At 76.1% G+C, this 23555-nt stretch carries 23 protein-coding genes; 13 read left to right on the forward strand and 10 right to left on the reverse strand.

The genetic code is table 11. From position 1 onward, the window contains the following. Positions 1-162 precede the first annotated feature (162 nt). From ACI784_RS11960 to ACI784_RS12000, 9 genes are all read right to left on the reverse strand, one after another. Positions 163-291, reverse strand: a complete 129-nt coding sequence (locus tag ACI784_RS11960) for a hypothetical protein (protein WP_456924487.1) — start codon at positions 289-291, stop codon at positions 163-165. Between the two features lie 155 nt (positions 292-446). Beyond that, positions 447-575, reverse strand: coding sequence for a hypothetical protein (locus ACI784_RS11965; protein WP_456924488.1), 129 nt, complete (start codon positions 573-575; stop codon positions 447-449). Between the two features lie 174 nt (positions 576-749). Next, entirely contained in the window at positions 750-878 is a 129-nt protein-coding gene (locus ACI784_RS11970) for a hypothetical protein (protein WP_456924489.1), read from the reverse strand. A gap of 83 nt (positions 879-961) precedes the next feature. Continuing rightward, positions 962-2125 (reverse strand): insulinase family protein, encoded by a 1164-nt coding sequence (locus ACI784_RS11975; RefSeq protein ID WP_456924490.1) that lies wholly within the window; start codon positions 2123-2125, stop codon positions 962-964. Beyond that, positions 2122-3192: a M16 family metallopeptidase gene (locus ACI784_RS11980; protein WP_457013630.1), complete on the reverse strand. Its 1071-nt coding sequence runs from the start codon at positions 3190-3192 to the stop codon at positions 2122-2124. Before ACI784_RS11980 ends, ACI784_RS11975 begins: the two co-directional genes overlap by 4 nt. Further along, the gene (locus ACI784_RS11985) at positions 3189-3935 is read right to left on the reverse strand and encodes a DUF5944 family protein (RefSeq protein WP_457013631.1); all 747 of its coding nucleotides are present in this window, start codon (positions 3933-3935) and stop codon (positions 3189-3191) included. The genes ACI784_RS11980 and ACI784_RS11985 overlap by 4 nt, the downstream gene beginning before the upstream one ends. Before the next feature lie 17 nt (positions 3936-3952). Beyond that, positions 3953-6061, reverse strand: a complete 2109-nt coding sequence (locus ACI784_RS11990; protein WP_456924493.1) for a TOMM precursor leader peptide-binding protein — start codon at positions 6059-6061, stop codon at positions 3953-3955. Further along, positions 6058-7770, reverse strand: coding sequence for a SagB family peptide dehydrogenase (locus ACI784_RS11995; protein WP_456924494.1), 1713 nt, complete (start codon positions 7768-7770; stop codon positions 6058-6060). The genes ACI784_RS11990 and ACI784_RS11995 overlap by 4 nt, the downstream gene beginning before the upstream one ends. A gap of 1 nt (position 7771) precedes the next feature. Beyond that, a complete protein-coding gene (locus ACI784_RS12000; protein ID WP_457013632.1) occupies positions 7772-8728 on the reverse strand; it encodes a TOMM precursor leader peptide-binding protein in 957 nt (318 codons plus the stop codon). Between the two features lie 221 nt (positions 8729-8949). Between ACI784_RS12000 and ACI784_RS12005 the strand changes: the two genes are divergently transcribed. The 5 genes from ACI784_RS12005 to ACI784_RS12025 all read left to right on the forward strand — a co-directional run bounded on the left by ACI784_RS12005 (position 8950) and on the right by ACI784_RS12025 (position 15440). After that, complete coding sequence (locus tag ACI784_RS12005; RefSeq protein ID WP_456924496.1) at positions 8950-9570, forward strand: TetR/AcrR family transcriptional regulator; 621 nt, start codon at positions 8950-8952, stop codon at positions 9568-9570. A gap of 42 nt (positions 9571-9612) precedes the next feature. After that, positions 9613-11874, forward strand: a complete 2262-nt coding sequence (locus ACI784_RS12010; protein ID WP_457013633.1) for an MMPL family transporter — start codon at positions 9613-9615, stop codon at positions 11872-11874. 20 nt (positions 11875-11894) lie between these two features. Continuing rightward, a complete protein-coding gene (locus ACI784_RS12015; RefSeq protein WP_457013634.1) occupies positions 11895-13088 on the forward strand; it encodes an MFS transporter in 1194 nt (397 codons plus the stop codon). A gap of 69 nt (positions 13089-13157) precedes the next feature. Further along, positions 13158-13763, forward strand: coding sequence for a response regulator transcription factor (locus ACI784_RS12020; protein ID WP_457013635.1), 606 nt, complete (start codon positions 13158-13160; stop codon positions 13761-13763). A gap of 15 nt (positions 13764-13778) precedes the next feature. After that, on the forward strand, positions 13779-15440 hold the full coding sequence (locus tag ACI784_RS12025) for a substrate-binding domain-containing protein (protein ID WP_457013636.1): 1662 nt from the start codon (positions 13779-13781) through the stop codon (positions 15438-15440). Between the two features lie 15 nt (positions 15441-15455). On the opposite strand, the gene ACI784_RS12030 is transcribed toward ACI784_RS12025, so the two are convergent. Next, the gene (locus ACI784_RS12030) at positions 15456-15893 is read right to left on the reverse strand and encodes an ester cyclase (RefSeq protein WP_457013637.1); all 438 of its coding nucleotides are present in this window, start codon (positions 15891-15893) and stop codon (positions 15456-15458) included. 139 nt (positions 15894-16032) lie between these two features. Here ACI784_RS12030 and ACI784_RS12035 point away from each other — a divergent pair, with 139 nt between their 5' ends. The 8 genes from ACI784_RS12035 (at position 16033) to ACI784_RS12070 (ending at position 23523) form a co-directional block, all read left to right on the forward strand. Continuing rightward, on the forward strand, positions 16033-16284 hold the full coding sequence (locus ACI784_RS12035; protein WP_457013638.1) for a hypothetical protein: 252 nt from the start codon (positions 16033-16035) through the stop codon (positions 16282-16284). Then, on the forward strand, positions 16281-17111 hold the full coding sequence (locus tag ACI784_RS12040; protein WP_456924503.1) for a hypothetical protein: 831 nt from the start codon (positions 16281-16283) through the stop codon (positions 17109-17111). Before ACI784_RS12035 ends, ACI784_RS12040 begins: the two co-directional genes overlap by 4 nt. Continuing rightward, positions 17111-18907: a fumarate reductase/succinate dehydrogenase flavoprotein subunit gene (locus ACI784_RS12045; protein ID WP_457013639.1), complete on the forward strand. Its 1797-nt coding sequence runs from the start codon at positions 17111-17113 to the stop codon at positions 18905-18907. Before ACI784_RS12040 ends, ACI784_RS12045 begins: the two co-directional genes overlap by 1 nt. After that, complete coding sequence (locus tag ACI784_RS12050; protein WP_456924505.1) at positions 18904-19659, forward strand: succinate dehydrogenase/fumarate reductase iron-sulfur subunit; 756 nt, start codon at positions 18904-18906, stop codon at positions 19657-19659. The genes ACI784_RS12045 and ACI784_RS12050 overlap by 4 nt, the downstream gene beginning before the upstream one ends. 97 nt (positions 19660-19756) lie before the next feature. Continuing rightward, entirely contained in the window at positions 19757-20794 is a 1038-nt protein-coding gene (locus ACI784_RS12055; protein ID WP_457013640.1) for an App1 family protein, read from the forward strand. A gap of 157 nt (positions 20795-20951) precedes the next feature. After that, positions 20952-22037, forward strand: a complete 1086-nt coding sequence (locus ACI784_RS12060; protein ID WP_457013641.1) for a multicopper oxidase domain-containing protein — start codon at positions 20952-20954, stop codon at positions 22035-22037. A gap of 14 nt (positions 22038-22051) precedes the next feature. Then, entirely contained in the window at positions 22052-23047 is a 996-nt protein-coding gene (locus ACI784_RS12065) for a multicopper oxidase domain-containing protein (protein WP_456924508.1), read from the forward strand. 23 nt (positions 23048-23070) lie between these two features. Next, the gene (locus ACI784_RS12070; protein WP_456924509.1) at positions 23071-23523 is read left to right on the forward strand and encodes a hypothetical protein; all 453 of its coding nucleotides are present in this window, start codon (positions 23071-23073) and stop codon (positions 23521-23523) included. The last annotated feature ends 32 nt before the right edge of the window (positions 23524-23555 follow it).

The raw sequence follows: 23555 nt of genomic DNA on the forward strand, positions 1-23555 counted from the left end.
GGGGCCGCCGACACCGCGGTCCAGGACGCACCACCGAGGCCGCGCACCCCCGCTGGGGGGGGGGGGGGGGGGGGGGGGGGGGGGGGGGGGCGGCGCCCCCCCCCCCCCCCCCCCGGGGCCGCACGACGGCGGGCCACCGGGCGCCGGGGCGCCGACGTCAGGTCACTCGAACTCGGCGTCGGCGATGTCCAGCGAGCAGCTGCAGCAGCACGTGGTGCAGCCCTCGGCGACGCCGATCTCCTCGAGGGACTGGATGTCCTCGGCGACGACCTCGAACGCGAACTCGGGCATGGTTCCTCCTGGGGTGTCGAGCGGTGTCCGACGCGGGGTGCGGGGCACCGGTGGAGCAGAGTGCGGAACGGACCCCGTGATGCCACGGACGACCGTGGGATCCGGCGGCGCGTCGCGGCGCGGCACACCTGCGGCGGTCCGGGGTGCGGTCTGGGCTACTCGTACGGGGCGTGCGGCACGTCGACCGACGAGGTCGTCGTCGTGGTCGTGGCGCCCTCGGCGACCGCGATCTCCTCGAGGCTCTCCACGGTCTCCGAGACGACCTCGAACGTGGCTTCCGACATGACTTCTCCTGAGGTGTGGAATGGTGGCGGACGACCATTGCCCGGCACCGGGTGCGGTGGCGCAGGAATGGCGGTCGCCTGGAGCGGCGCCATTCCGGTCGTGATGGAACAGCGCCGGCAACCGCCCGGTGGCCGCGACTCCGCAGGCCACCGGGCGGCGCGCTCAGTGCCGGGTCACTCGAACTCGACGTCCGAGATCTCGAGCGAGGAGGTGCTGGTCGAGGTGGTGCAGCCCTCGGCGACGCCGATCTCCTCGAGGTTCTGGACGGCCTCGGCGACGACCTCGAACGTGAACTCCGACATGGGTTCTCCTGGGTTTCTCGGGATCGTCACCCACGTGTGTGGGCGACACCGAGAACGGTAGGGAAATGGTCGGGACCGGCACATCACGGGATACCGGGGTCTTTCCCCGCCGAGATCCCTGGGAACGCCGACGGCAGCAGCGTCAGGCTCACCCGCGAGCCCGGGTCGCCGAGGCCCGCCACGGCACGCGCGACCGCGCCGGCGTCCACGGCCGCGAGCTGCGCCGGGTAGGCGGCGACCTCCGCGGGGTCCAGGCCGGCGACGGCGTAGGAGCACGCGCGGACGACCCGGTCCCGGGCGGTGCGCAGCGCGCGGTGGTGGTCGACCAGCAGGCCGTCGACGGCCGCCTGCACCGCCGCGGCCGGCACGCCCCCGGCGAGCCGGGCCAGCGCGGCGTCCATCGCCGCGGCCGCCCGCCGCACGTCGGCGGGATCGCACTCGAACAGGGCCGCGAGGTACCCGGCGTCGGCCATCTCCCGGCCGAACGCCGCGCAGGAGTAGGCCATGGACCCCAGCTCCCGGGCCAGCAGGCCGTCGTGCCCGCTGAGCAGCGCGCACGCGACGTGCACCGCGGCCCGGCGGGGGTCACGCAGGGGCAGACCCGGGCTGCCGACCAGGTGCACGGCGCGGCTGCCGCCGACGGGCACCCGCACGGCGTGCGGGGCCGGTGGCGGGGGCGGCGGGCCGGCGGGGTGACGGCCGGGCCGGAAGGGCGTCCCCGGCCAGTCCGCCGGCGGCAGCCCGGCCACCGCCACGACGGGAGCGGCGGTCCGCGCCTCCTCCGCGGCGGCGACGACCTCGTCGAGGGTGCAGGTCGCGACCGCCCGCTGCCGGTCCGCCGGCGGGTGCCCGTAGCGGTGGGTGGGGCCGAACACCGCGGCCGGGAGCAGGCCGGCGCCCGGCCCGCGGGACCGGTCGGCCGCCTGCAGGGCGGCCAGACAGCGGGGCCGCACCCGCGCCAGCGCCGCGCCCGTCGGAACCGGCACCGTGGCGAGGCCGCCCGCGCCCCGGAGCCCGCCGGGCAGGGCGTCGACCTGGACGCCCAGCAGGTCGAGGGTGACCAGGGCGTCGCTGAGCCGGTCCGGCCCGGCGGCCGCGTCGGCCCACAGGGCGGCGAGCAGTGGGGCCAGCCGCTGCGTCGCCGGCGACAGCGCCCGGAGCGGCACCGCGACCGCCAGGGCGGCGAGCGGGCCCGGCGGGGGGAGCACGGGGAGGACGACGGCGTCGTCCGGAGGGCGGCCGGTCACCGGAGCCCCGCCCAGCCCGACCGCCAGCGGGCCAGCTCGGCGGCGAGGTCCGCGGGCCCGGTTCCCACGACGGCGCCGGCCCGGGCGTCCGGGGACGTCGCCGTGCCGTGGTGCCACCACTCCTCGGCGGCGCGCACCGCCACGGCGGGCACGTCGTCGGCGTCCCGGAGCTCGCGGATGCGGGCGGCCGACACGAGGGCGGCGGAAGCCCCCGGGTCGCCGAGCAGGTCCAGCGTGCCGTCCACGGCCCTCAGCACGTGCTCCACCGCGTGCGCGGCGGAGCCGGCGCCGCTCAGCACGGCCCAGGTGAGCCGCCGGTCCCCCATGCGCAGCGACGTGGTCACCAGGCCGGTCGCCTGGCGCAGCACCCGGCCGGCCAGCGCGGTCGCGACGGTCGGCTCCGGCGGATCTCCGGGCGTGGCCCAGCCGACGCCGTGGGCGACCGGCCGGCCGGGGAGCCGGACCTCCACGACCGCGGCGCGGTCCCCGTCCCCAGCGGCGGGTGGCCGGTTGCCGCGGGAGCGGGGCACGGGCGTCCCCGGCTCCGCGACGTCGTCCCCGGCGACGACGACCAGCGCGTGCTCCGGCCGGTACCAGCGCCGGTGGTACCGGCCGGCACACCGGGGGGTGAGCCGGTCCACGACCTCCGGGTCGCCGAGGGTCGGGTGGGCGTGGGCGGTGCCGGCCCACAGCCGCGCGAGCAGCGCCTGCTGGACCGCCCACGCCACCTCGTGCTCGCGCTGGGCCCGTTCCTGGCGGATCGCGGCGACCTCGCCGGCCAGCACGTCCGGGTCGACCGTCAGGTCGTCGAGGGCGCGGAGCAGGTCCCGGACGGCCGCCTCGGTCCGGTCCGGGCGGACGAGGAGGGTGTACGTGGTCGCGTCCCTGCCGGTCGCCGCCGCCACGGGGAGGCCGCGCAGCGACGACCGGACGACGAGGTGCTCCAGCGCGTGCGCGACGCCGCGTTCGCCGGTCCGCTCCAGCCCGCTGCCGACCGCGACGCGGAGCAGGACGGCGGTGACCGCGGCCCCCGGGACGGGCACCCGCAGCACCGCGGGAGCGCTCACGCGGCCGGCTGGAGCACCAGCAGGGTCTGCGCCAGGAGGCGCTCCTCGCTGTCGACGGCGCACATCACCCAGTCGCCGGGGCCGATCTCCGGGTTGTCCTCGAGCGGCACGTCCAGCACCGCGACGGGGTGGGCCGGGGTGCACAGGAACTCCGGGCGCCGGATGATCCCGACGGCCTGCCAGGCCAGGACGATCCGCTGGTCGGTGTCGAGCTGCCCGAGCCGGACGGTGAAGCGCAGCACGCGCCGGCCGTCGTCGTCCTCCGTCTCCTCGGCCGTGGCGTCGGCCACCGGGAGCGGCGACACGTACCGGCCGGTGAAGGGGAACGTGAGAACCCGGCCGCGGTCGTCGAAGGCGAAGGACTGCATCCCGAGCATCCGGTCGTACTGGTCGTAGACGGCCGCGTGGCAGTAGTCGCGGGTGGTGCCGTCGAAGAGGACGAGCAGCTCCGAGGTCGCGTCGGGGTCCTCCGGCGTGAGGGTGTGCAGGCGCAGCCGCACCTCCTCGCGGTCGATGAAGGTGAACCGGTGGCTGACGACGGTCGGGCCGGGAACCCCGTCGTGGCGGCTCGTGAAGCGCAGCCGCACGCCGGTGCCGGCCACCGTGGCGTCGGCCTGGCAGCTGACCGGAGGGGCGGCCGGCGCGGCGCGGTGCCGGCCGAACACCTCCCCGATGTCCGAGGTGGTGGCGAAGTCGGAGTTGCGGACCATCGAGACGAGGGGTCGGGCGACGAGTGCGGGCACGGTGGTCTCCTGACGGGTCACGGGAGCGGGTGCGGGAAGGGGTTGTCGGGGCGGCCGGGGAAGCCGAGCGCGGCAGGCAGGTCGTGCAGCCGGCGTCCGCCGAGGAAGCGGTACCGGTGCACCCCGGCGAGGTGCTGGAGGCCCGGCACCAGCACGCGGACGACGGAGACGCCCAGCTGCGCGGCGTCCGGGGTGGTCAGGTCGACGACGTAGACGGTGGAGCCGAGGGCGGCCAGCTCGGCGACGAGCCGCTCGAACACGGCGGCCGGGTCGCCGTCGGCCGGGGCCGGGTACCGGCGGGCCGGGCGGAGGGGCCGGGGTGGCTCGGTGGGGTGGACCAGGTACCCGGCCCGTTCCCGCAACTCCGGCCGCTTCGTGTAGAGCACGGCGTGCTTGTTGAACTCGTCGACGTCCGAGAAGTCCTCGCGCGGCTCCCAGTCGCGGAACTCGCGCAGCAGCAGCCGGCGGACGAAGGTCTGGCCCTGCGCCGCCTCGAGGAACGCCTTCTCCACGGCGGCCGGCAGCTCGGTCCGGCACGCGCTGCCGAAGGACAGGACGTGCTCGCGTCCGTGCCGGTACTCCATGACCGCCGCCACGACCGGGACGCTGGTGTCCAGCGACAGGTCGGCGAACCGGACGCTCCACCGCGACCGGTCGGCCAGGTGCCCGGAGACCGCCGCCGAGGCGCGGACCGCCTCGGCGGGCACCTCGCGGGGCGGCAGCCGGTGCAGCCAGGAGATGGCCAGGGCGTCGCGCTCCAGCACCTCCTGCAGGCCGGACAGGGCGGCGGCGGCCGCGGTCGGGCCGGCGGCGAGGCCGGTGGAGATGGACGGCGCAACCTCGGCCTCCTCGCGGGCCCGGCGGTAGGGCACGTACACCTGCCCGGCGGGGACCCAGACCGGCCGCCGGTCGGGATGGCGGACCGCCCGGACCCAGCGCACCGGGGTGTCCGCGGTGAAGGGCGCGAACCCGAGGCCGGGGTCGGCGTGCTGCTCCGGGGAGAAGAAGGCGAAGGAGTCCGGGTGCGCCGCCTCCTCGTCGAGGTCCCGCCAGGTGGACAGCCGGAACCGGGTGCGGTCGTAGACGCCCGCGGCGTACCGCTCGACGGACTCCCCGAGCGCGGCGGAGGCCGCCGCGGACCGGGTGAAGCCCGCCCCGCCGTTGATGGTGACCCGCTGCGCCGGCCGGAACTGGCCGAAGTCCGCCGAGACGCTGCTGCTGAGGTAGATCCGCGGTCCGCTGTCGGCCTGCCGCAGGGTCAGCCGGTGGACGACGCCGGTGAGCGGGTCCTCGGCGTCCTCCAGGCCGGCGACGCGGCGGACCGGGGCGTCGTGCGCCCGCCGGGCGGCACCGCAGCCGGGGCAGTCGGCCACCACCAGCAGCGGGTGGGCGGTGGTCTGGAGGTCCCCGGTGTCCAGCCAGGTCAGCCGCCCGCCGGGGTCGGCGTCCGGGTCGTCGAGCCACCTCCGGCCGTGCCACCCGGCCAGCCCGGTCAGGTGCAGCGCCAGCGCGGGCGCGACGGCCGGCACGAGCGGCTGCGCGCCGGTGGCCGCCAGGTGCTCCTCGTACGCCGTGCGGGTCCGACCGTGGACGTCGTTGCTGTACAGCCGCAGCCGCAGGCAGTCCAGGCAGGCCCCCACCGCGTCCGGCGTCCAGACCGGCGCCACGAAGGCGTGCCGGGAGGAGACCAGGCCGAAGGGCAGGTGCGGCACCCCGCGACCGACCAGGTCCCGGGCGAGCGCCGTCGTCCGGGGATCGGCCAGGGACGCGACCGCGAGCAGGACGAGCGCCGGCGGGTCGGCGGGGAGGTCGTCGAGCCGGCGCACCCCCAGGGCCTCTGCCGCCGGGCCGGCGAGCGCCGGCGCGCCGGCCACCGCGATCGCCGGCGCCGGCCGGGGGTCCTCCGGCGCCCCGGGCTCCCCGAGCAGCCCCTCGGCGCGCAGCCCGGCGAGCAACTGCCGGACGCCGTCGGGGGCCGGCTGGGGGTTGCGCACGAGGTCGGGCAGCGTCCGCCCCCGGATCCGCCGGACGCCGTCGGGGGTCTCGACGAATCCGTTCTCGTCGTCCACGGCGTGCAGGAGGACCTGCGGCAGCAGGTGCAGCGCGTCGTTCCGGGCGGTGGTCATGCGGCTCCTCGGGCGCGCGGGGCGAGCAGGGTGAGGTACACGGCGGCCTCGTCGAGCCCGTCGACGCCGACCAGCTCGTTGAAGAAATCGTCGACGAACGCGATCATCGGGTGGGCCACCAGGCCGAGGCCGCCCGCGACCAGCACGAGGCTCTGCGCCAGGTGCCCGGAGTCCAGGTGCGCCATCCGGTAGCTGCGCTCCCAGTACTTCCACCGCAGCCGCCGCAGCGAGGCGACGTGGACCACCAGCGCCGCCGCGTCCGCCGCCCGCTCGGGGTAGCCGACGTGCGCGACGACCTCGTCGGCGGGGACGTCGTCCCGGACCGACTGCAGCTCGTGCCGGCGCGGGTCGTAGTAGTACAGCCCCGGCGCCACGCCCTCGACCCGCTGGACGTAGAGGAACAGGTCGGTCGAGTAGAGGCCGCCGGCAGCGGGCGTGGCCCGCATGGGGATGTGCACGTCGGTGCCCTGCAGGCCGGCGCTGCCGGTCACCCCGCACGTGAAGTGCAGCAGGTGGCCGAGGTCGGCCTGGGTCAGCGGGCCGGCGTCCATGGCCGCCCAGGAGCGGCGACCGGCGATGCACTCCTCGACCGGCCGGGTCCGCGCGGCGCGGTCCCGCGGCAGGAGGTACCGGCGGACCGCGTACCGGTGGTCCCGCACAGGGGTGGCCAGCAGGCGCTGCAGGGCCGGCGCCATCCGGCTGAGCTCGACCGGGGGCATGTCCCGGTACAGCGTCCCGATCTTGGAGTGCTCGTGGTAGAGCCGGGACAGCTCGGCGCGCCGCGGCTCGTAGGAGAAGCCCAGCTGCGCGGGGGCGTCCAGGCCCAGGGCGCAGACGTCGGGGGGCGCCCACGGCCCGGTGCCCCGGGTCGCGGGCGCGGGCAGGACCTGTGCCTCGACCGCGACGGCCGACGCCGGGCCGGGGAGCGGGCGGTGGCGGGCGGTGCGGCCGGACGCCCGGAGGGCGGCCCGCAGCCGGGCCAGGTCGCTGCCGGCGGTGGGATCCGCGGCGGGTGCGCCGGCCGGGCGGGGTGCGCCCACCGGCCCCGGGACGTCGACCGGCTCGCCCGGGGAGCCGGCGAGCAGCGCGACGGCGAGGGCCTCCACCGCGCGCCACACCGCGGCTCCGGCGGCCCGGTCCGGATCGAGGTGGCAGGCCGCCCCGCGGACCGCGTGCGGTGCCGCGGGCAGGACGAGGACGGCGGCGACGGTCGGGACCGGCGCGACGCCCTCCACCAGCCAGGCGTCGACCCGGGCACCGATCCGGCCGAGCGCCGCCAGCAGGTCGCGCGTGCCGGGGTCGGCGGCGGCCTGCCAGTCGGTCAGCGGGCACCAGCGGCCGGCGTCCAGCCGGGGCAGCGCCTGGGCGAGCACCTCGGCCAGCAGGGCGCGCAGCAGGGCGCTGGCGCCGTCCGGGCCGCAGCCGGCGCTGCTGCGTTCCGCGCGGTCGCCGCCGGTGTGCCGGAGCCCGGCGGCGAGCTCCGCCGCCCGCTGCGCGGCGGCGGCGGCCGTGCCGCCGGCCGCGATGCCCAGCAGCGGCACCGGCCGGGCGGCCAGGTCGATGACGTCGCGGCCCTGCTCCGGGGGGACGAGGGCGGTGAGGTGGACGGGCAGGTGGACCGGGGCCGGCAGCGGCCGGGTCCCGTACCCCAGGCTGCCGGCGACCTCCGACCAGCGGGCCGGGTCGGCAGGGAGCGTCGACGCGGTCACCTCAGACCTCCTGCCACGCCTGGACGCGCGCCCCGGTGCGCCCGCAGTCGGGGCACGTGGGATCCCGCCACACGCGCGTGGTCCCCTGCTCGAGACGCTCGGTGTCGACCACGGTCAGCCCGCCCCACGGGTGGTGCGGCCCCACGGGGACGGCCGTGCGCAGGACCATCTGGGTGAGCACGCCGCCGGCCCAGGCGAGGGTGCCGGGCTGCAGCGAGGTCCAGGCGCAGGACGGCGGCCCGCCGGCCGGTCGCGGTGCGGCCGGCCGCGCCTGCCGGGGCACCTCCAGGCAGCGGAGGCAGGCGGCCTCCCCTGGAGCGGTCCACGGCCCGATGCGGATGGTCCGCGGGCCGACCAGCACCGGCACCCACCGCTCGCCGGCCGCGCACCAGGCGCGGTTGGCGGCGCGGAGCACCGGGTCCTCGTCGGGCGTGCGGTCGTCGGCGCAGGTCGCGACCACGACCGCCAGCGCGCCGGCCCGTGGCCGGGACCCGGGGGCGCCGTCCTCCACCGGCCGGACCTCGCCGACGCCCAGGCCCGCGTCCCGGAGCAGCCGCGCCCAGGGGCCGGTCACGGCCGGCGGTCCCCAGAGGTCCACCGGCCGCTGACGGACGCCCCGGTAGAGGGCGTCCGGGGAGGCCGACCGCCGGCACAGGTACGCGTACAGGCGCACGTCCGCCGCCGACTGCAGCAGGGGGGCGACGTCGTCCCCGGGGAAGAGGAGGGCGCCGGCCGACCGGAGGAACGCCAGGTGGGGCACCAGCGCCGCCGCCTCGGGTGCGGGCAGCTGTTCCTCCAGGGGCGCCGCCCGGCGCAGCCGCGGGAGGACGTCGTCGACCAGCCGCTGCAGGACGGCGGTGCCCCCGCCGCCGGCCTCGACGGTCACGCTGCGGGCGCCGGTGTCGAGGCGGCAGCGCCCGTCCGCGGAGACCGACAGCCGCACGTCGGGTGCGGCCACGACCGGTCCGTCGGGAACGGCGGGGGGAGGGGGGCCGGAGGGGGTCACGGAGCGCTCCAGGGGGTGGGGGCCGCACCTGCCGTGCGGTGCTCCAAGGGTCGGTGGGCGGAGGCGCCGCGCCGACCACGGGAACCGTGGTCCTCCCCCACGGTTCCCCGTGGTCCTGCCGGGAACTGGCTCGAACCCCTTGACACATACATGCGTGCATGTATGTTTCCCCCATGCGACGCACCCAGGCCGAGGCAGCGCAGACCCGCACGGCGATCCTCCGCGCGGGCCTGACGGTGTTCGCCCGCCGTGGGTTCACCGCCGCGACCCTCGCCGAGATCGGCGCCGCCGCGGGCCTCACCCGCGGCGCCGTCTACCACCACTTCTCCGACAAGGCCGACCTCTACCTCACCGCGGTGACCGAGGCGTGGGCCGAGCAGCTGGAGGCACTCGGCCCCGGGCTGGCCGGCCCGGGCGACGCGGCCGACCGGCTGCGGGCCTTCCTCACCGCCTTCTCCACCGCGCTGCGGTCGGACCCGGCCTTCCAGGAACTGCTCACCGTGACCGTCGGCGGGGTGGACTCGCCCTCCACCTCCGCCGAGGGGCACGACGTCAAGGGCAAGGCGCTGGCCGGGCTCCTCGGCCAGCTCACCGACGTGTGCGAGGAACTGCGCGACGCCGGCCGCCTCCGTCCGGCGCTCGCGCCGACGGCGGCCGCGCGCGCCGTCCTCGCGACGCTCAGCGGCACGGTGCTGCTGAGCACCGTCGACCCCGGGCTCGTCTTCGACAGCGACGACGGCGTCGCGGCACTGACCGACGCCACGCTGCACGGGCTCCTGGTCGACCCCACCTGACCCTCCCGGGCCCGCGGGCCCGCCGCCCCCTCAGGGGGAACCGTGGCACTCCCCAGCTCCTCTCCCCGGCGCCCCGGCCTGGCCGGCCTCGCCGACCTCGTGGTCGCGCGGCGGCGCACCGTGCTGGTGCTGGCCGCCGTCCTGGTCGGCCTGGCCGGCTGGTTCGGCAGCGGCGCCGTCGAGCACCTCTCCAACGGCGGGTACGTCGCCCGCTCGGCCGACACCGTCCGCGCCGACGAGGCGCTGAGCTCGGAGTTCGGCGTCGAGGCGACCAACCTCGTGCTCCTCGTCCGGGCGCCCGGCGACGTCGACTCCCCCGACGTCGCCGCGGCCGGCCGGGCCTTCACCGACCGGGTCCGCGCGTCCGACGGCGTCGGCTCCGCCGAGTCCTACTGGACGCTCGGCGACCCGGCGCTCCGGGCCACCGACGGCCGAGCCGCGGTCGTCCTCGTCCACCTCGCCGGGGACGAGGACCAGGCCCAGCGCACCGCGACCACGCTCGTGCCCCGGCTGACCGGGTCGCAGGACGGCCTGACCGTCTCGGCCACCGGTGAGGCCGAGGTGAACGCCGAGCTGGCCCACCACAGCGACCGGGACCTCGTGCGGGCCGAGCTGCTCGCCGCCCCGATCGTGCTGCTGCTCCTCCTCCTGGTGTTCCGGACGCCGATGGCCGCGCTCCTGCCCTTCGCCGTGGGCGTCATCGCGATCGTGCTGACCCTCGCCGTCCTGCGGGTCCTCGCCGCGGTCACCCCGGTGTCGGTCTTCGCGCTCAACCTGACAACGGCGCTGGGCTTCGGCCTGGCCATCGACTACAGCCTGTTCGTCCTCGTGCGGTTCCGCGAGGCGCGGGAAGGCGGGGCCGACCCGGCCGCCGCGGCCCGGGCCGCCGTCCGCTCGGCCGGCCGCACCGTGCTGTTCTCCGCGCTCACCGTCGCCTGCTGCCTGAGCGCCCTGCTGGTCTTCCCCCTGTACTTCCTGCGGTCCCTCGCCTACGCGGCGATCCCCGTCGTCCTCCTCGCCGGCACGGCGGCGCTGGTCGTCCTGCCGGCCGCGCTGGTCGCCGCCGGGCGCTGGATCGACGGCCCCGACGTCACCGCGCCGCTGCGCCGGCTGCTGCGCCGCTCGCGCCGCCCGGCCGAGCCCGTCTGGGGCCGGCTCGCCACCCTGGTCATGCGCCGCCCGCTCGTCGTGGCCGTGCCGGTGGTGGCGCTGCTGCTCCTCCTCGCCGCGCCGTTCACCCAGGCCCGGTTCGGGCTCACCGACGACCGGGTGCTCCCCCCGGGCGCGCAGGCCTCCACCACGGCACGGGAGATCGACCGCGAGTTCGACGCGGCCGTCCTCGACCCCATCACGGTCGTCGTCACGGGCGCCGACGCGACCGCCGTCGACGGCGCCGCCGCGGCGATCTCCCTGCTGCCCGACGTCCGCGAGGTCGACGCCGCCGCCGGTCGCTACGTCGACGGGACGCTGGTCGCCCCCTCGCCCGCGCCGCCGTCGGCCGCCCGCAGCGGCGAGGTGTCCCGCATCGTCGTCGTCCCCGCGGTGGAGCCGTTCTCCCCCGAGGGCGCCCGCCTGGTCCGGGAGCTGCGGGAGCTGCCGGTGCCGGCCACCGCCACCGGCTCGGCGGTCCTGTTCGTCGACACCAGCGACGTGATGGCCGGCCGGCTGCCGGCCGCGCTCGGCCTCATCGGCGCGGTCATGACCGTGCTGCTCTTCCTGTTCACCGGCAGCCTGCTGCTGCCGCTCAAGGCCATCATGTTCAACCTGCTGAGCCTGTCGGCGTCCTTCGGGGCGATGGTGTTCGTCTTCCAGGACGGCCACCTGCGCTGGCTGGTCGGCGACTTCGTGGTCTCGGGCTACCTGGACGTGACCGTGCCGGTGCTCATGTTCTGCGTGGCCTTCGGGGTCTCGATGGACTACGAGATCTTCCTGCTGTCACGGATCCGCGAGGCCCACCTGGAGACCGGCGACAACACCCGCGCCGTGGTCGAGGGCCTGGGCCGCACCGGCTCCCTCATCAGCGCCGCGGCGCTGCTCATCGGCGCCGTGCTGGTGATGCTGGCGACCTCCCAGGTGTCGCTGCTCAAGCTGCTGGGCGTCGGGCTCTTCCTCGCCGTGCTGATGGACGCCCTGCTCATCCGGGGCCTGCTGGTCCCGGCGTTCATGGCCCTGGCCGGCCGGGCCAACTGGTGGGCGCCCGCGCCGCTGCGCCGGCTCCACGCGCGGATCGGGCTGCACGAGGCCCCGTCCGCCCCTCCGCACGCCGCCCCGGCACCCGCCGCGCGGCCCCTCGTCACCACCTGACCCTCCCCCTGGAGTCCCCCATGCGTCGTCCAGCCGCCCTCGCCGTGGCCTCGATCGCCCTGGCCACCGACATGTTCGTCTACGGGGTCGCCATCCCCGTGCTCCCGATGATCGCCGCCCAGCACGGCGCCTCGTCCGCCACGGTGGGCGTCCTGTTCGCCTGCTACGCCGGCGCCCTGCTGGTGGCCACGCCCCTGGTGGGAGTGCTGGTCGACCGGTTCGGCCCCCGCACCCCCATGCTCGTCGGCCTGCTCGCCCTGGGCGCGGCCACGCTGCTGTTCGCCGGGGCCGACTCCTTCCCCGCCCTCGTCGCCGCCCGCGTGCTCCAGGGCGGGGCCGCCGCGGTCTCGTGGGTCGCCGGGTTCGCCCTCGTCGCCGCCGTCTACCCGGCGGCCGAGCGCGGGCGGCCGATGGGCATCGTGCTCTCGGCCACCGGCATCGGGCTCCTCCTCGGTCCGGTCGTCGGCGGCGTGCTCGGCGAGCACGCCGGGACGGCCGCCCCGTTCTACGTCGCGGCCGCGCTGGCGGTCCTGGACGGCGTGGCCCGGCTCGTGTGGGTCCGGGACGTCCCGCACGTCCGGCGGGAGCCCTCGGCCGAGGTCTACCGGCACCCGCGCACCCCGCTGCTGATCGGGCTGACCGCGACCGGGGCCGGGCTGCTGGCCTTCCTCGAGCCGATCGTGCCGCTCGAGGCCGCCGCCCGGTTCGGCGCCACGCCCCAGCAGATCGGCCTGGTCTTCACCGGCGCCGTGCTCGTCGGCGCCCTGGTGGCACCGGTCAGCGGCACGCTCGCCGACCGGCTCCCCCGCCCCGCCCTCGCCGGCGGCGGCGCCCTGCTGGCCGCGCTGGGGCTCGTCGTGGTCGCGTTCGCCGACTCGCTGTGGGGGCTGGCCGCCGGGGTGGCCGTCACCGCCACCGGGGCGCAGGGCGTCCTGGCGCCGACGCTGGTCCTGATCAGCGAGCTCGCCGAGAGCCAGCACCCGGCCGCCTACGGCGCCGCCTACGCGATGTACAGCCTCGCCTACACGGCCGGCCTCATGGTCGCGCCGCTCGCGGCCGGGCTGGGGGCGGAGACCCTCGGCTTCCGGGGCGCCGCCCTCGCCGGTGCGGGCATCGCCGCCGTGGCCGCCGCAGCCGCCGCCGCGAGCCGGCGCCGGACGCCGGCGCACGCGGCGCGCCGTTCGCCGGGTCGTTCCGCGCGCGGCGGTATCTGAGGGCCGCCCCGCTCCCTCTCCAGTGCACCTGTCGGATGCGGGACTCGGCTCGGGTGGAGGCGGTGCGGGATGTCGGGAACGGTGCTGCTGTGGGGTGACTGGCCCGGCCTGGGCGAGGCCGACGCCGGCCGCGACGGCGTCACCGTCGTGCGGTGCCGGGACCTGCGCTCGCTGCCGGCCCTGCTGGCCGCCACGGGGGCGGACTGGCTGCTGGTCGGCCAGGGCGTGGACGACCACGAGATCCAGCGGGCGGTGTGGGCGGCGCGGGCCGTGCGCGAGCAGGTGCAGCTGGCGGTCCTCGGCCCGCCGAACGAGTGGCGCCGCTGCGAGAACTGGGTCCGCCGGGGATGCCACGTCTACCTGGAGTGGGGCTCGGACCTCGGGCGCCTGGTCGAGGCGATGCGGGCGTCGAGCGTGCTCGGCGTCTGCGTCATCGGGGCGGTGTTCCACCACCTGCTCCGCAGCCGCCACGCCGGCCCGGTCCCGCAGCTGACCCGCCGCGAGCGGGAGGTGCTCCTGCTGGTCGGGCGGGGCCTGCGCAACCACGACATCGGCCGGGCCCTGCACATCAGCGAGAACACCGTCGAGTACCACCTCCGCCACCTGTTGCTGAAGTTCGGGGCGCGGAACCGGACCGAGGCCTACGACCGTGCCACCGCGCTGGCGCTGGTCTGACCGGCTGAGGAGGTCGTGACCGTGAACCCCCGCCACGCTGCGCCGGAGAACCGCGGCCGCCGGCTGCGCCGGTCCGTGCTCTCCGGCGGCGCGGCCGTGCTCGTGCTGACCGGGGCGACGGCGGTGACCCTCGGCGTGCGGGCCGCCGACGGCTGCGATCCGCACCGCGCCGTGCTGGAGGTGGCGGCGTCCCCGGACATCGCCCCCGCGGTCACCCGGACCGCGCGCGGGCTGGTGGACGCCGCCGGCTGTCCCGAGGTGCGGGTGCGGGCGAGGAGCACGGCGGAGGTCCTCGCCGACGCCCGGCACGACCGCGGCCGGGTGCCGGGTGTCTGGATCCCGGACTCCTCGCTGTCGGTGGAGCAGGCCCGCGCGGCGGACCTCACGCCGTCCGGCCCGGTCTCCGTCGCGTCCAGCCCGCTGGTGTTCGCCGTTCCGCGCGCCCGCGCCGGCGACCAGCCCGACCGCCGGTGGGCCGACGTGGTCGGTGCGGTGTCCGCCGGACGGCTGGCGCTGCACGTCCACGGTGGCGGCTCCTCACCCGCCACGGTCGGGGCGGTCCGTGCGCTGCAGGCGGCCCTCGCGGACCGGCCCGACGGGCGGGCCGCGCTCGCCGCGGTGCTCCGCGCCGCCCGGGTCGCCGACCCGCCCACCGACACGGCTGCGGCCCTGGCCGCCCTGGGGCCGGCGGCCGACGGCGTGGTGGCCGTCCCGGAGCAGGCGGTGTCCCGGCACGCGGGGTCGGCCGGCGCCGCACCGGTCCTCGCCGTCTACCCGGACGGCACGGGCACGCCGTTCGACTACCCCTTCACGGTGCTGCGGACCGGTGCCGCCACGGAGGCGGCGGCCGCGCGCCTGCTCACCGCCCTCCGGGGTGCCGCGGGACAGGCCGCCCTCCGCGAGGATGGTTTCCGGGGCGCGGACGGCGCAGGGACGGGGCTGACCGCGCAGCGGGGCGTCGACGGGTCCCGGACCGTCCCCGTCGAGGTGCCCGACCCGGCCGTGGCCGACGGCGTCGCCCGGACGCTGGCGGCCGTGCGCCGCGACGCCCGGCTGCTCGCCGTCGTGGACGTGTCCGGCTCGATGGCCGCCGACGTCCCCGGCACCGAGGGGACGACCCGGCTCGACCTGGCGCTGGGCGCCACGGCCGCCGGCCTGGCGCTGTACCCCGACACCACCGAGGTGGGTCTGTGGGCCTTCTCCGAGGGCGCGACCGCCGCGGACGACCACCGGGAGCTGGTCCCCATCGGCCCCCTGACCGCCGCCCCGCCGCGCGGGCGGTACGCGCTCTCGCAGGCCGTGGCCGGGCTGCAGCCGGTGCCCGACGGCGGCACGGCCCTGTACGACACCACACTCGCCGCCGTGCGGGCGGTCCGTGAGGGCTGGGACCCCGACCGCGTCAACGCCGTCGTGGTGCTGACCGACGGCGAGGACACCGACGACTCCGGCATCGGCCTGGACGCCCTGCTCGCCACCCTCCGCGCCGAGGGCGAGGACCGCCCGGTGCCCGTCATCACCATCGCCTACGGGGACGCGGCCGGCGCCGAGGCGCTCGCGGCGATCAGTGCCGCCACCGGGGGCACCGGTTACCGGACCTCGGACCCGGGCCGCATCCGCGACGTCTTCCTCGACGCGGTGGCACACCGCGTGTGCCGGCCGCAGTGCCCGCCGGGCTGAGCGGAGCGCTGCCGCTCAGCCGTCGGCGGCCGGCTGCGCCAGCCGGACGGCGTCGACCTCGACGAGGGCGCCGAGCTCGTCGGCCACCATCCAGATCTCGCTGATCCGGCCGTCGGTGATCGTCAGGATGTCGATCACGCGGAGCGACACCACCCGCCCCGTCGGCGGCAGCGGTCCGGCGGCGGTGGCCAGTGTCCCCACCTGCCGGCCGCTGAGCCGGAACGCGACGGCGACCTTGCCGCCGGTGTCGACCACGTCGACCACCTCCCGCCGGGCGTCGTCGAACACGCCCTGCAGCGCCCGGGCGCGGTCCACCAGTCCGGACGTGGGGACCGGCACGCCGTTGACCACCACGGGGTCGGCGTAGACCTCCCGGAACGCGGCCTCCGCGGTCCGGTCGTCCGGGAACGGGGTGACCCAGAGCGCGAGGAGGCGGTCGACGTCGAACGGCACCGCCCCATGCTCGTCCCGCCGTCCGGCACCCGGTGGTGCCGAAAGACCCGGGACCCAGCCCCTTTCCCCGGCCGGACGTCCATGGTCGACTGCCCCCCACCGCCGGCCCGGCGGCGTTCGCAGCGATCTGGGGGCAGCGATGTCTGTGGAGCAGGACGTGGCGGCGGCTCGGAGGGCGGTCGACGCCCTGGAGCAGGCCTGTGCACCGTTGACCAGGTACTTCGGCGACACCGTGGACTCCCGCCGGCTGAGGGTCGACGTCGGCCGGCTCCGTGACGACCTCACCCTGCTGTGCGGCGCCCGGGCCCGGTCCGTCCACGACACGTTCGCCGTCGTCTACGGCGACGGGGACGACGACGGCATGGGCGGGTCCGGCCGGACGGCGTCGTGACCACCACCGCGCCGCGCGGGACCGGAGCGGTCACCCCCGGCGGGGGCAACGGTCAGGTCCCCCCACGTCGCGCGGCGATCTCGGCCCGCACGCTGCGCACCGACCGCTGGTGGCTGCAGCCACTGCTGACCGTCGTCGCCCTGGTGGCGTTCATCGTCTACTCGACGTTCCGCGCCTTCCAGAACGCGTACTACTTCGCCGAGCCCTACATCTCGCCGTTCTACTCGCCGTGCATCACGACCGCGTGCGAGGGCGACACGTTCCCCGAGTGGTTCACCGGGCCGGCCTGGATCTCCCCGGCCATCTACATCCTGGTCGTGCCGCTGGGCTTCCGGCTGACCTGCTACTACTACCGGAAGGCCTACTACCGGTCGTTCTGGCTCTCGCCCCCGGCGTGCGCGGTCGCCGAGCCGCACCGGCGCTACACCGGTGAGACCCGGTTCCCGCTCATCGGGCAGAACCTGCACCGCTACTTCTTCTACCTGGGCCTGCTGTTCAACGTCGTCCTCACCTACGACGCCGTGCTCGCCTTCCGCGACGAGACCGGCGCGTGGGGGCACATGGGCCTGGGCACGCTGGTGCTCCTGGCCAACGCGGCCCTGCTGTGGCTGTACTCGCTGTCGTGCCACTCCTGCCGGCACATCGTCGGCGGCCGGCTCAACTCCTTCTCCCGGCACCCGCTGCGCTACCGGTTCTGGACCGTCGTCTCGCGGCTGAACGCCCACCACATGAAGTACGCGTGGATCTCCCTGTTCGGCGTCGCCTTCGCGGACTTCTACGTCTTCCTCCTGGCCACCGGCACGATCAGCGACCCGAGGTTCTTCTGATGGAGCTCGAGCAGCACGAGTACGACGTCGTCGTCGTGGGGGCCGGGGGTGCGGGCCTGCGCGCGGCGATCGAGGCCCACGAGTCCGGCGCGCGCACGGCCGTGGTGTGCAAGTCCCTGCTGGGCAAGGCGCACACGGTGATGGCCGAGGGCGGCATCGCCGCGGCGATGGCCAACCTGTACCCCGAGGACAACTGGCGGGTGCACTTCCGGGACACCATGCGCGGCGGGAAGATGCTCAACCACTGGCGGATGGCGCAGCTGCACGCCCAGGAGGCCCCGGACCGCGTCCGCGAGCTGGAGGACTGGGGCGCCCTGTTCGACCGCACCGCCGACGGGCTGATCAGTCAGCGCGACTTCGGCGGGCACCGCTTCGCCCGGCTGGCCCACGTCGGCGACCGCACCGGCCTGGAGCTGATCCGCACGCTGCAGCAGCGCACCGTCGCCCTCGGCATCGACGTCTACATGGAGTGCACGGTCACCCGGCTGCTGACCGACGAGGCGGGCGTCACCGGCGCCTTCGGGTACTGGCGGGAGTCCGGGCGCTTCGTGGCCTGGTCGGCGCCGTCGGTCGTGCTCGCCACCGGCGGGATCGGCAAGTCCTACAAGGTCACCTCGAACTCGTGGGAGTACACCGGCGACGGGCACTCGCTGGCGCTCCAGGCCGGCGCCACGCTCGTGAACATGGAGTTCGTGCAGTTCCACCCGACCGGCATGGTGTGGCCGCCGTCGGTGCGCGGGATCCTCGTCACCGAGAGCGTGCGCGGCGACGGCGGCGTCCTGAAGAACTCCGCGGGCAACCGCTTCATGTTCGACTACATCCCCGACTTCTTCCGCAAGGAGACCGCGGAGACCGAGGCCGAGGCCGACCGCTGGTACGACGACAAGAAGAACAACCGGCGCCCGCCCGAGCTCCTCCCCCGCGACGAGGTCGCCCGCGCCATCAACAGCGAGGTGAAGGCCGGGCGCGGGACGCCGCACGGCGGCGTCTTCCTCGACATCGCCTCGCGCCGCCCGGCCGAGTACATCCGCAAGCGGCTGCCGTCGATGTACCACCAGTTCAAGGAGCTCGCCGAGGTCGACATCACGGCCGAGGCGATGGAGGTCGGGCCCACCTGCCACTACGTGATGGGCGGGGTGGAGGTCGACCCCGACACCGCGGCGGCCCGGCTGCCGGGCCTGTTCGCCGCCGGGGAGGTCGCCGGCGGCATGCACGGCTCCAACCGGCTGGGCGGCAACTCCCTGTCCGACCTGCTGGTCTTCGGACGCCGCGCCGGGCTGGCGGCCGCCGAGCACGCCCTCCTCCGCGCGGACCGCCCGCCGCTGTCGGAGGAGGCGCTGGCCGACGCCGCGCGGGCCGCGCTGGCCCCCTTCGAGCGGGAGGGCGGCGAGAACCCCTACACGGTGCAGCAGGACCTGCAGCAGACGATGCACGACCTCGTCGGGATCATCCGCACCGAGCCGGAGATGGAGCAGGCGCTGGAGCGCATCGCCGCGCTCAAGGAGCGGGTGGCCGCCCTGTCGGTCGAGGGGCACCGGCAGTACAACCCCGGCTGGCACCTGGCGCTGGACCTGCCGCACATGCTGGTCGTCAGCGAGTGCATCGCCCACGCCGCCCTGGAGCGTCAGGAGAGCCGCGGCGGGCACACCCGTGACGACTACCCGGCTCCGGACGCGGAGTGGGCCCGGACCAACCTCGTCTGCTCGCGCGCCCCGGACGGCTCGGTGGCGCTGAGCCGGCAACCCCTCCCCGCGATGCCACCGGAGCTCGCCGAGATCTTCGAGGAGTCAGCGTGAGCTACGACGCCACCTTCCGGGTCTGGCGCGGCGACGCCGCCGGTGGTGACCTGCAGACCTTCAGGGTGGAGGTCAACGAGGGCGAGGTCGTGCTCGACGTCATCCACCGCCTGCAGTCCACCCAGGCCGGGGACCTCGCCGTCCGGTGGAACTGCAAGGCCGGCAAGTGCGGGTCGTGCAGCGCGGAGGTCAACGGGCGCCCGCGGCTGATGTGCATGACGCGGATGTCCACCTTCGCCGAGGACGAGACGGTGACGGTCACCCCGATGCGGACCTTCCCGGTCGTGCGCGACCTGGTCACCGACGTGTCGTTCAACTACGAGAAGGCCGCGCAGATCCCGGCGTTCACCCCGCGGGCGCGGGAGGACGACGGCACGCACCGGATGCAGCAGGTCGACGTCGAGCGGCCGCAGGAGTTCCGCAAGTGCATCGAGTGCTTCCTGTGCCAGGACACCTGCCACGTCGTCCGCGACCACGAGGAGAACAAGCGGGCCTTCGCCGGCCCGCGCTTCCTCATCCGGCTGGCCGAGCTCGACATGCACCCGCTGGACGTCCGGGACCGTCGCGACGCCGCGCAGCAGGAGTTCGGGCTGGGCTACTGCAACATCACCAAGTGCTGCACCGAGGTCTGCCCGGAGGGCATCCACCTCACCGACAACGGCATCATCCCGCTCAAGGAGCGGGTGGTGGACCGCAGGTACGACCCCCTCACCTGGCTGGGGTCGAAGATCGGCCGGCGCCCGCGACGCTGACGACAGGAGGAGTCCGCAGGTGGGCGAGGTCGTCGTGTCCCCACCACGCGCGGGGTCTGACCCGCGGCGTCGTCGCCTTCGCCGACGACCTGCGCGGGTGACCGGGGACCCGTCGCGGCTGGTCGCCGCGGCCTACCGCGCCAAGACCCGGCTGGACCGGGCCCTGTCCGAGCGCGCCCGCGACCGCGGCTGGACCCTCGCCGCCCTCGGCTACCCGGGCTACGCCGCGCGGGGCCGGGCCCGGGTGCGGGGACGGCTGCTGCTGGCCCCCGTGGGCACCGACCCGAACGCCCGCCGCGACATCCCCGGCTGGCGGCGGCTGCTGACGCTGGAGCAGGCGCACGGGGAGATCGACGTCAGCCTCGGCACCACCCGGGTCCGCGCGCGGGCCGACGAGGCCGGGCTGGTCGACCTCACCGTCCCCGTCGACCTGCCGCCGGGGCCGGCCACCGCGCTGCTGCACGTGGAGGGACGCCCGCCGGTGCCGGCCCCGGTGTACGTCGCCGCGCCCGACGCGGACCGCGGGGTGGTCTGCGACATCGACGACACGGTGTGGATCACCGGCATCCGCCACCCGCTGCGGGCCGCCTGGCGGACCTTCGCGGGCAACGGCTCGACCCGCCGTCCGGTGGCGGGCATGGCCGCGCTGCTGAACCGGCTGGTCGAGGGCGAGCCCGACGCCCCGGTCGTCTACCTGAGCAACGGGCCCTGGAACCTGGCCGGCCCGATCACCGACTTCCTCGCGCGGCACGGCTTCCCGTCCGGCGCCGTCCTGCTCACCGACTGGGGCATCAGCCCGCGGGCCTGGTTCCGCAGCGGGCAGGCGCACAAGCGGGGGTCACTGGAGCGGCTGGCCCGCGACCTGCCCGGCGTCCGGTGGGTCCTGGTCGGCGACGACGGCGAGCACGACCCCGCGATCTACCGCGGGTTCGCCGGCTCGCACCCCGGCCAGGTGACCGCGATCGCGCTGCGCACCGTCGCCCCGATCGGCACCGCCGCGCCGGAGAGCGAGGAACGGGTCGGCGCGGTGCCCGTGGTCCGCGCCGGCGACGGCACGCTGCTGGCGCAGCGGCTGGCCCGCTCCGGCGTCCTCCCGCTCCCGGCCGACGGCACCGGCGGCGCCGCCCGGCTCTGACGCGGGCGCCCCGCGCCGGGGCGGCATGTCCCCCAAACGGGGTAATACGGACCCCCCTGGATCGGAATGGTCGAGGGAGTGCGGTCCGCCGGATCCTGGGTCGGCAGCGCACCGCTCCCCCGCCCGGCGGGGTGCTCCGAGCCCCGGAGGACCGCTCATGGACACCGCAGATCCCCGCGTCTCCCGCCGGGCCGTGCTCCGGCTCGGCACCGGCACCGCGGCCACCCTGGCACTCGCGTCGGCCGGCCTCCTGGGCACGGCGAGACGGGCCGCGGCCGACGTGGTCGACGCGGAGGTCTTCGCGCTCGACGGCGAGCGCACCATGATCGACGGCCTGGTGGTGCCGGTCCTCGGCTTCGGCAGCACCCCCGCGCAGGCCGAGATCCCCGGCGGCCGGCTGGAGGTCGAGACCGGGGACACCGTGAACCTGACGATCAGCAACGGGACGACGCGGCGGATCGGGCTCGCGGTGCCCGGCGTCCCTGGCGTCGACGGCACCCCGATCGCCCCGGGCGGAACCCGCACGATCTCCTTCACCGCGCCGGCCCGGCCGGGGACCTTCGTCTACATCGGCACCGTCGACGGCAGCGCCGACACCGGACGCGCCCTGGGCGCCACGGGCGCCCTCGTCGTCCGGGCCCGGGGGGCGGCCGGCTCCATCGAGGCCAACTTCCCCGGAGCCCTGGCCCGGGCCCGCCGCCAGCCGCTGTTCGGCACCCAGCAGGCCGCGATCCCGACGCAGATCGTCCAGGAGCGCACGTGGCTGTTCGCCGAGCTGAACCCCGCCACCGCCCGCGACCTCGCCGGTGGCCGGGTGGCGCTGCCCAACGACCCCGAGCCGGAGTACTTCCTCATCAACGGCATCAGCGGGATGTTGGCCGTCGAGGACCCGGCCACGTACCTCGAGGGCGAGGCGGGGTCCCTGACCGAGCCCGGGGACGCCACGCTCGTCCGCATGATCAACACCGGGCGGGCGCCCCGGTCGGTGCACTTCCACGGCAACCACATCTGGGTGCTCAGCCACCCGGACACCCCGTGGATCGTCGGCACGAACAAGGACACCGTGCGGGTCCCCCCGGGCACGGCCGTGGACGTGCTGTTCCCCTTCAACACCCCGCCGGACTCCTTCCCGGTGGTCGACCGCGCGCAGAAGTACGTGGTGCACGACCACATCGAGATGGCCGAGACCGCCAGCGGCGGCCACTACGCGGGCGGCATGGTCTCCGAGGCCGTCTTCGACTGAATGGAGTGGACACGATGGCCGGTGGCCTCGTCCCGATCGACCAGAACCGCCCGGCGGACCTCACCCAGGCCACGCACTTCGGGCACAACTACCCGGAGGCGGCTCCCGAGACGCCCGGGCGGGTCCGCCCGGACGTGACCTTCGAGCGCAAGGTCTTCAACGACAAGCTGGAGTTCTCCGACGGCGAGGACGTCGAGTACTGGGCGTTCAAGGACCCGGACGACGACAAGCCGTTCCCGTCGACGCCGATCCGCGTGCGGCAGGGCCAGGTGGTGCACACCGTGATCGACCCGGCGATCAACCGGCACACGATCCACCACCACGGCATCGAGCCGTCCACCTACAACGACGGCGTCCCGGACACCTCGTTCACCGTCAAGAGCGAGTACGCCTACCAGTGGCGGGCCTCCCGGGCGGGCACGTTCTTCTACCACTGCCACCGCAACGCCCCGCTGCACGTGCAGATGGGCATGTTCGGCTACCTGGTCATCGACCCGCCGTCCGGCCCGGGGACCCTGTACGTGGGCGGGCCGCAGTACGACGTCGAGGCGCTGTGGGCCACCTACGACATCGACCCGTCGTGGCGGGACTACAACCACGCCTCGGGGGAGAAGGACGCGATCGCCGACCGGACCCGGCTCAACAGGTTCCGGCCCCGCTACTTCACGGTCAACGGCGTCGACGCACGACAGTCGCGGAACAACCGGAAGACGACCGTGCGGGCACGCGTCGGCCAGCGGGTGCTGCTGCGCCACCTCACCGGCGCGTACTTCGTCAACGTCGTGCGCTTCCCGGCGGCGCTGGCCCCGGTCGTGCACATGTCCGACGGCGAGCTGCTCCCGGAGCCCACCCCCCTGCCGGGGAACCGGCTGGAGACGGTCACCGCCGAGCGCTACGACATGATCCTGACCCCCACCGCCGCGGGCACGCACACCGTGACCTACGAGTTCCGGCACTGGCTCACCGGCGCGCTCGCCGGCACGGCCACCGCCCACGTCATCGTCACCTGACCGAGCCGAGCGGAGACGACACGATGAGGACCTGGAGCAGGCGGACCGCGGTCGTCGGCGCCCTGGCCACGGTGGGCCTCGCGACCGGGGTGACCGCCACCCTGGCCGCGCTGGAGGACGACGGCGTCCACCTGCGTGCCGACTGGCAGAACGGCGGCCAGGCGTGGCTGGAGCTGGAGGACCGCAACACCCTGCCGGTGATCTGCTTCATCTGGGACAACGACCTCCCGCAGGACGGGGACGGCATCGAGAGCCACATCCTCGACCGCGCGGGTCGGGAGGTCGTCGACCTGGGGATCGGTGACCAGTGGATCGAGGGCTCGGGCTCGGGCTGCGAGGTCGTGCGGGACGAGGGGTTCCGCGACGTGTTCGCCAACCCCGGGGAGTACGTCGTCGAGGTCCGGGTCGTCGAGGACCAGGGCACGCCGGCGACGCCCCCGCTCCGGTCCGGCCCGCTGCGGGCGGAGTCGGCCTGAGCGCCGCCGGCGGCTGACGACCCGGACACCGC

The organism is Geodermatophilus sp. SYSU D01186 (assembly GCF_054050215.1).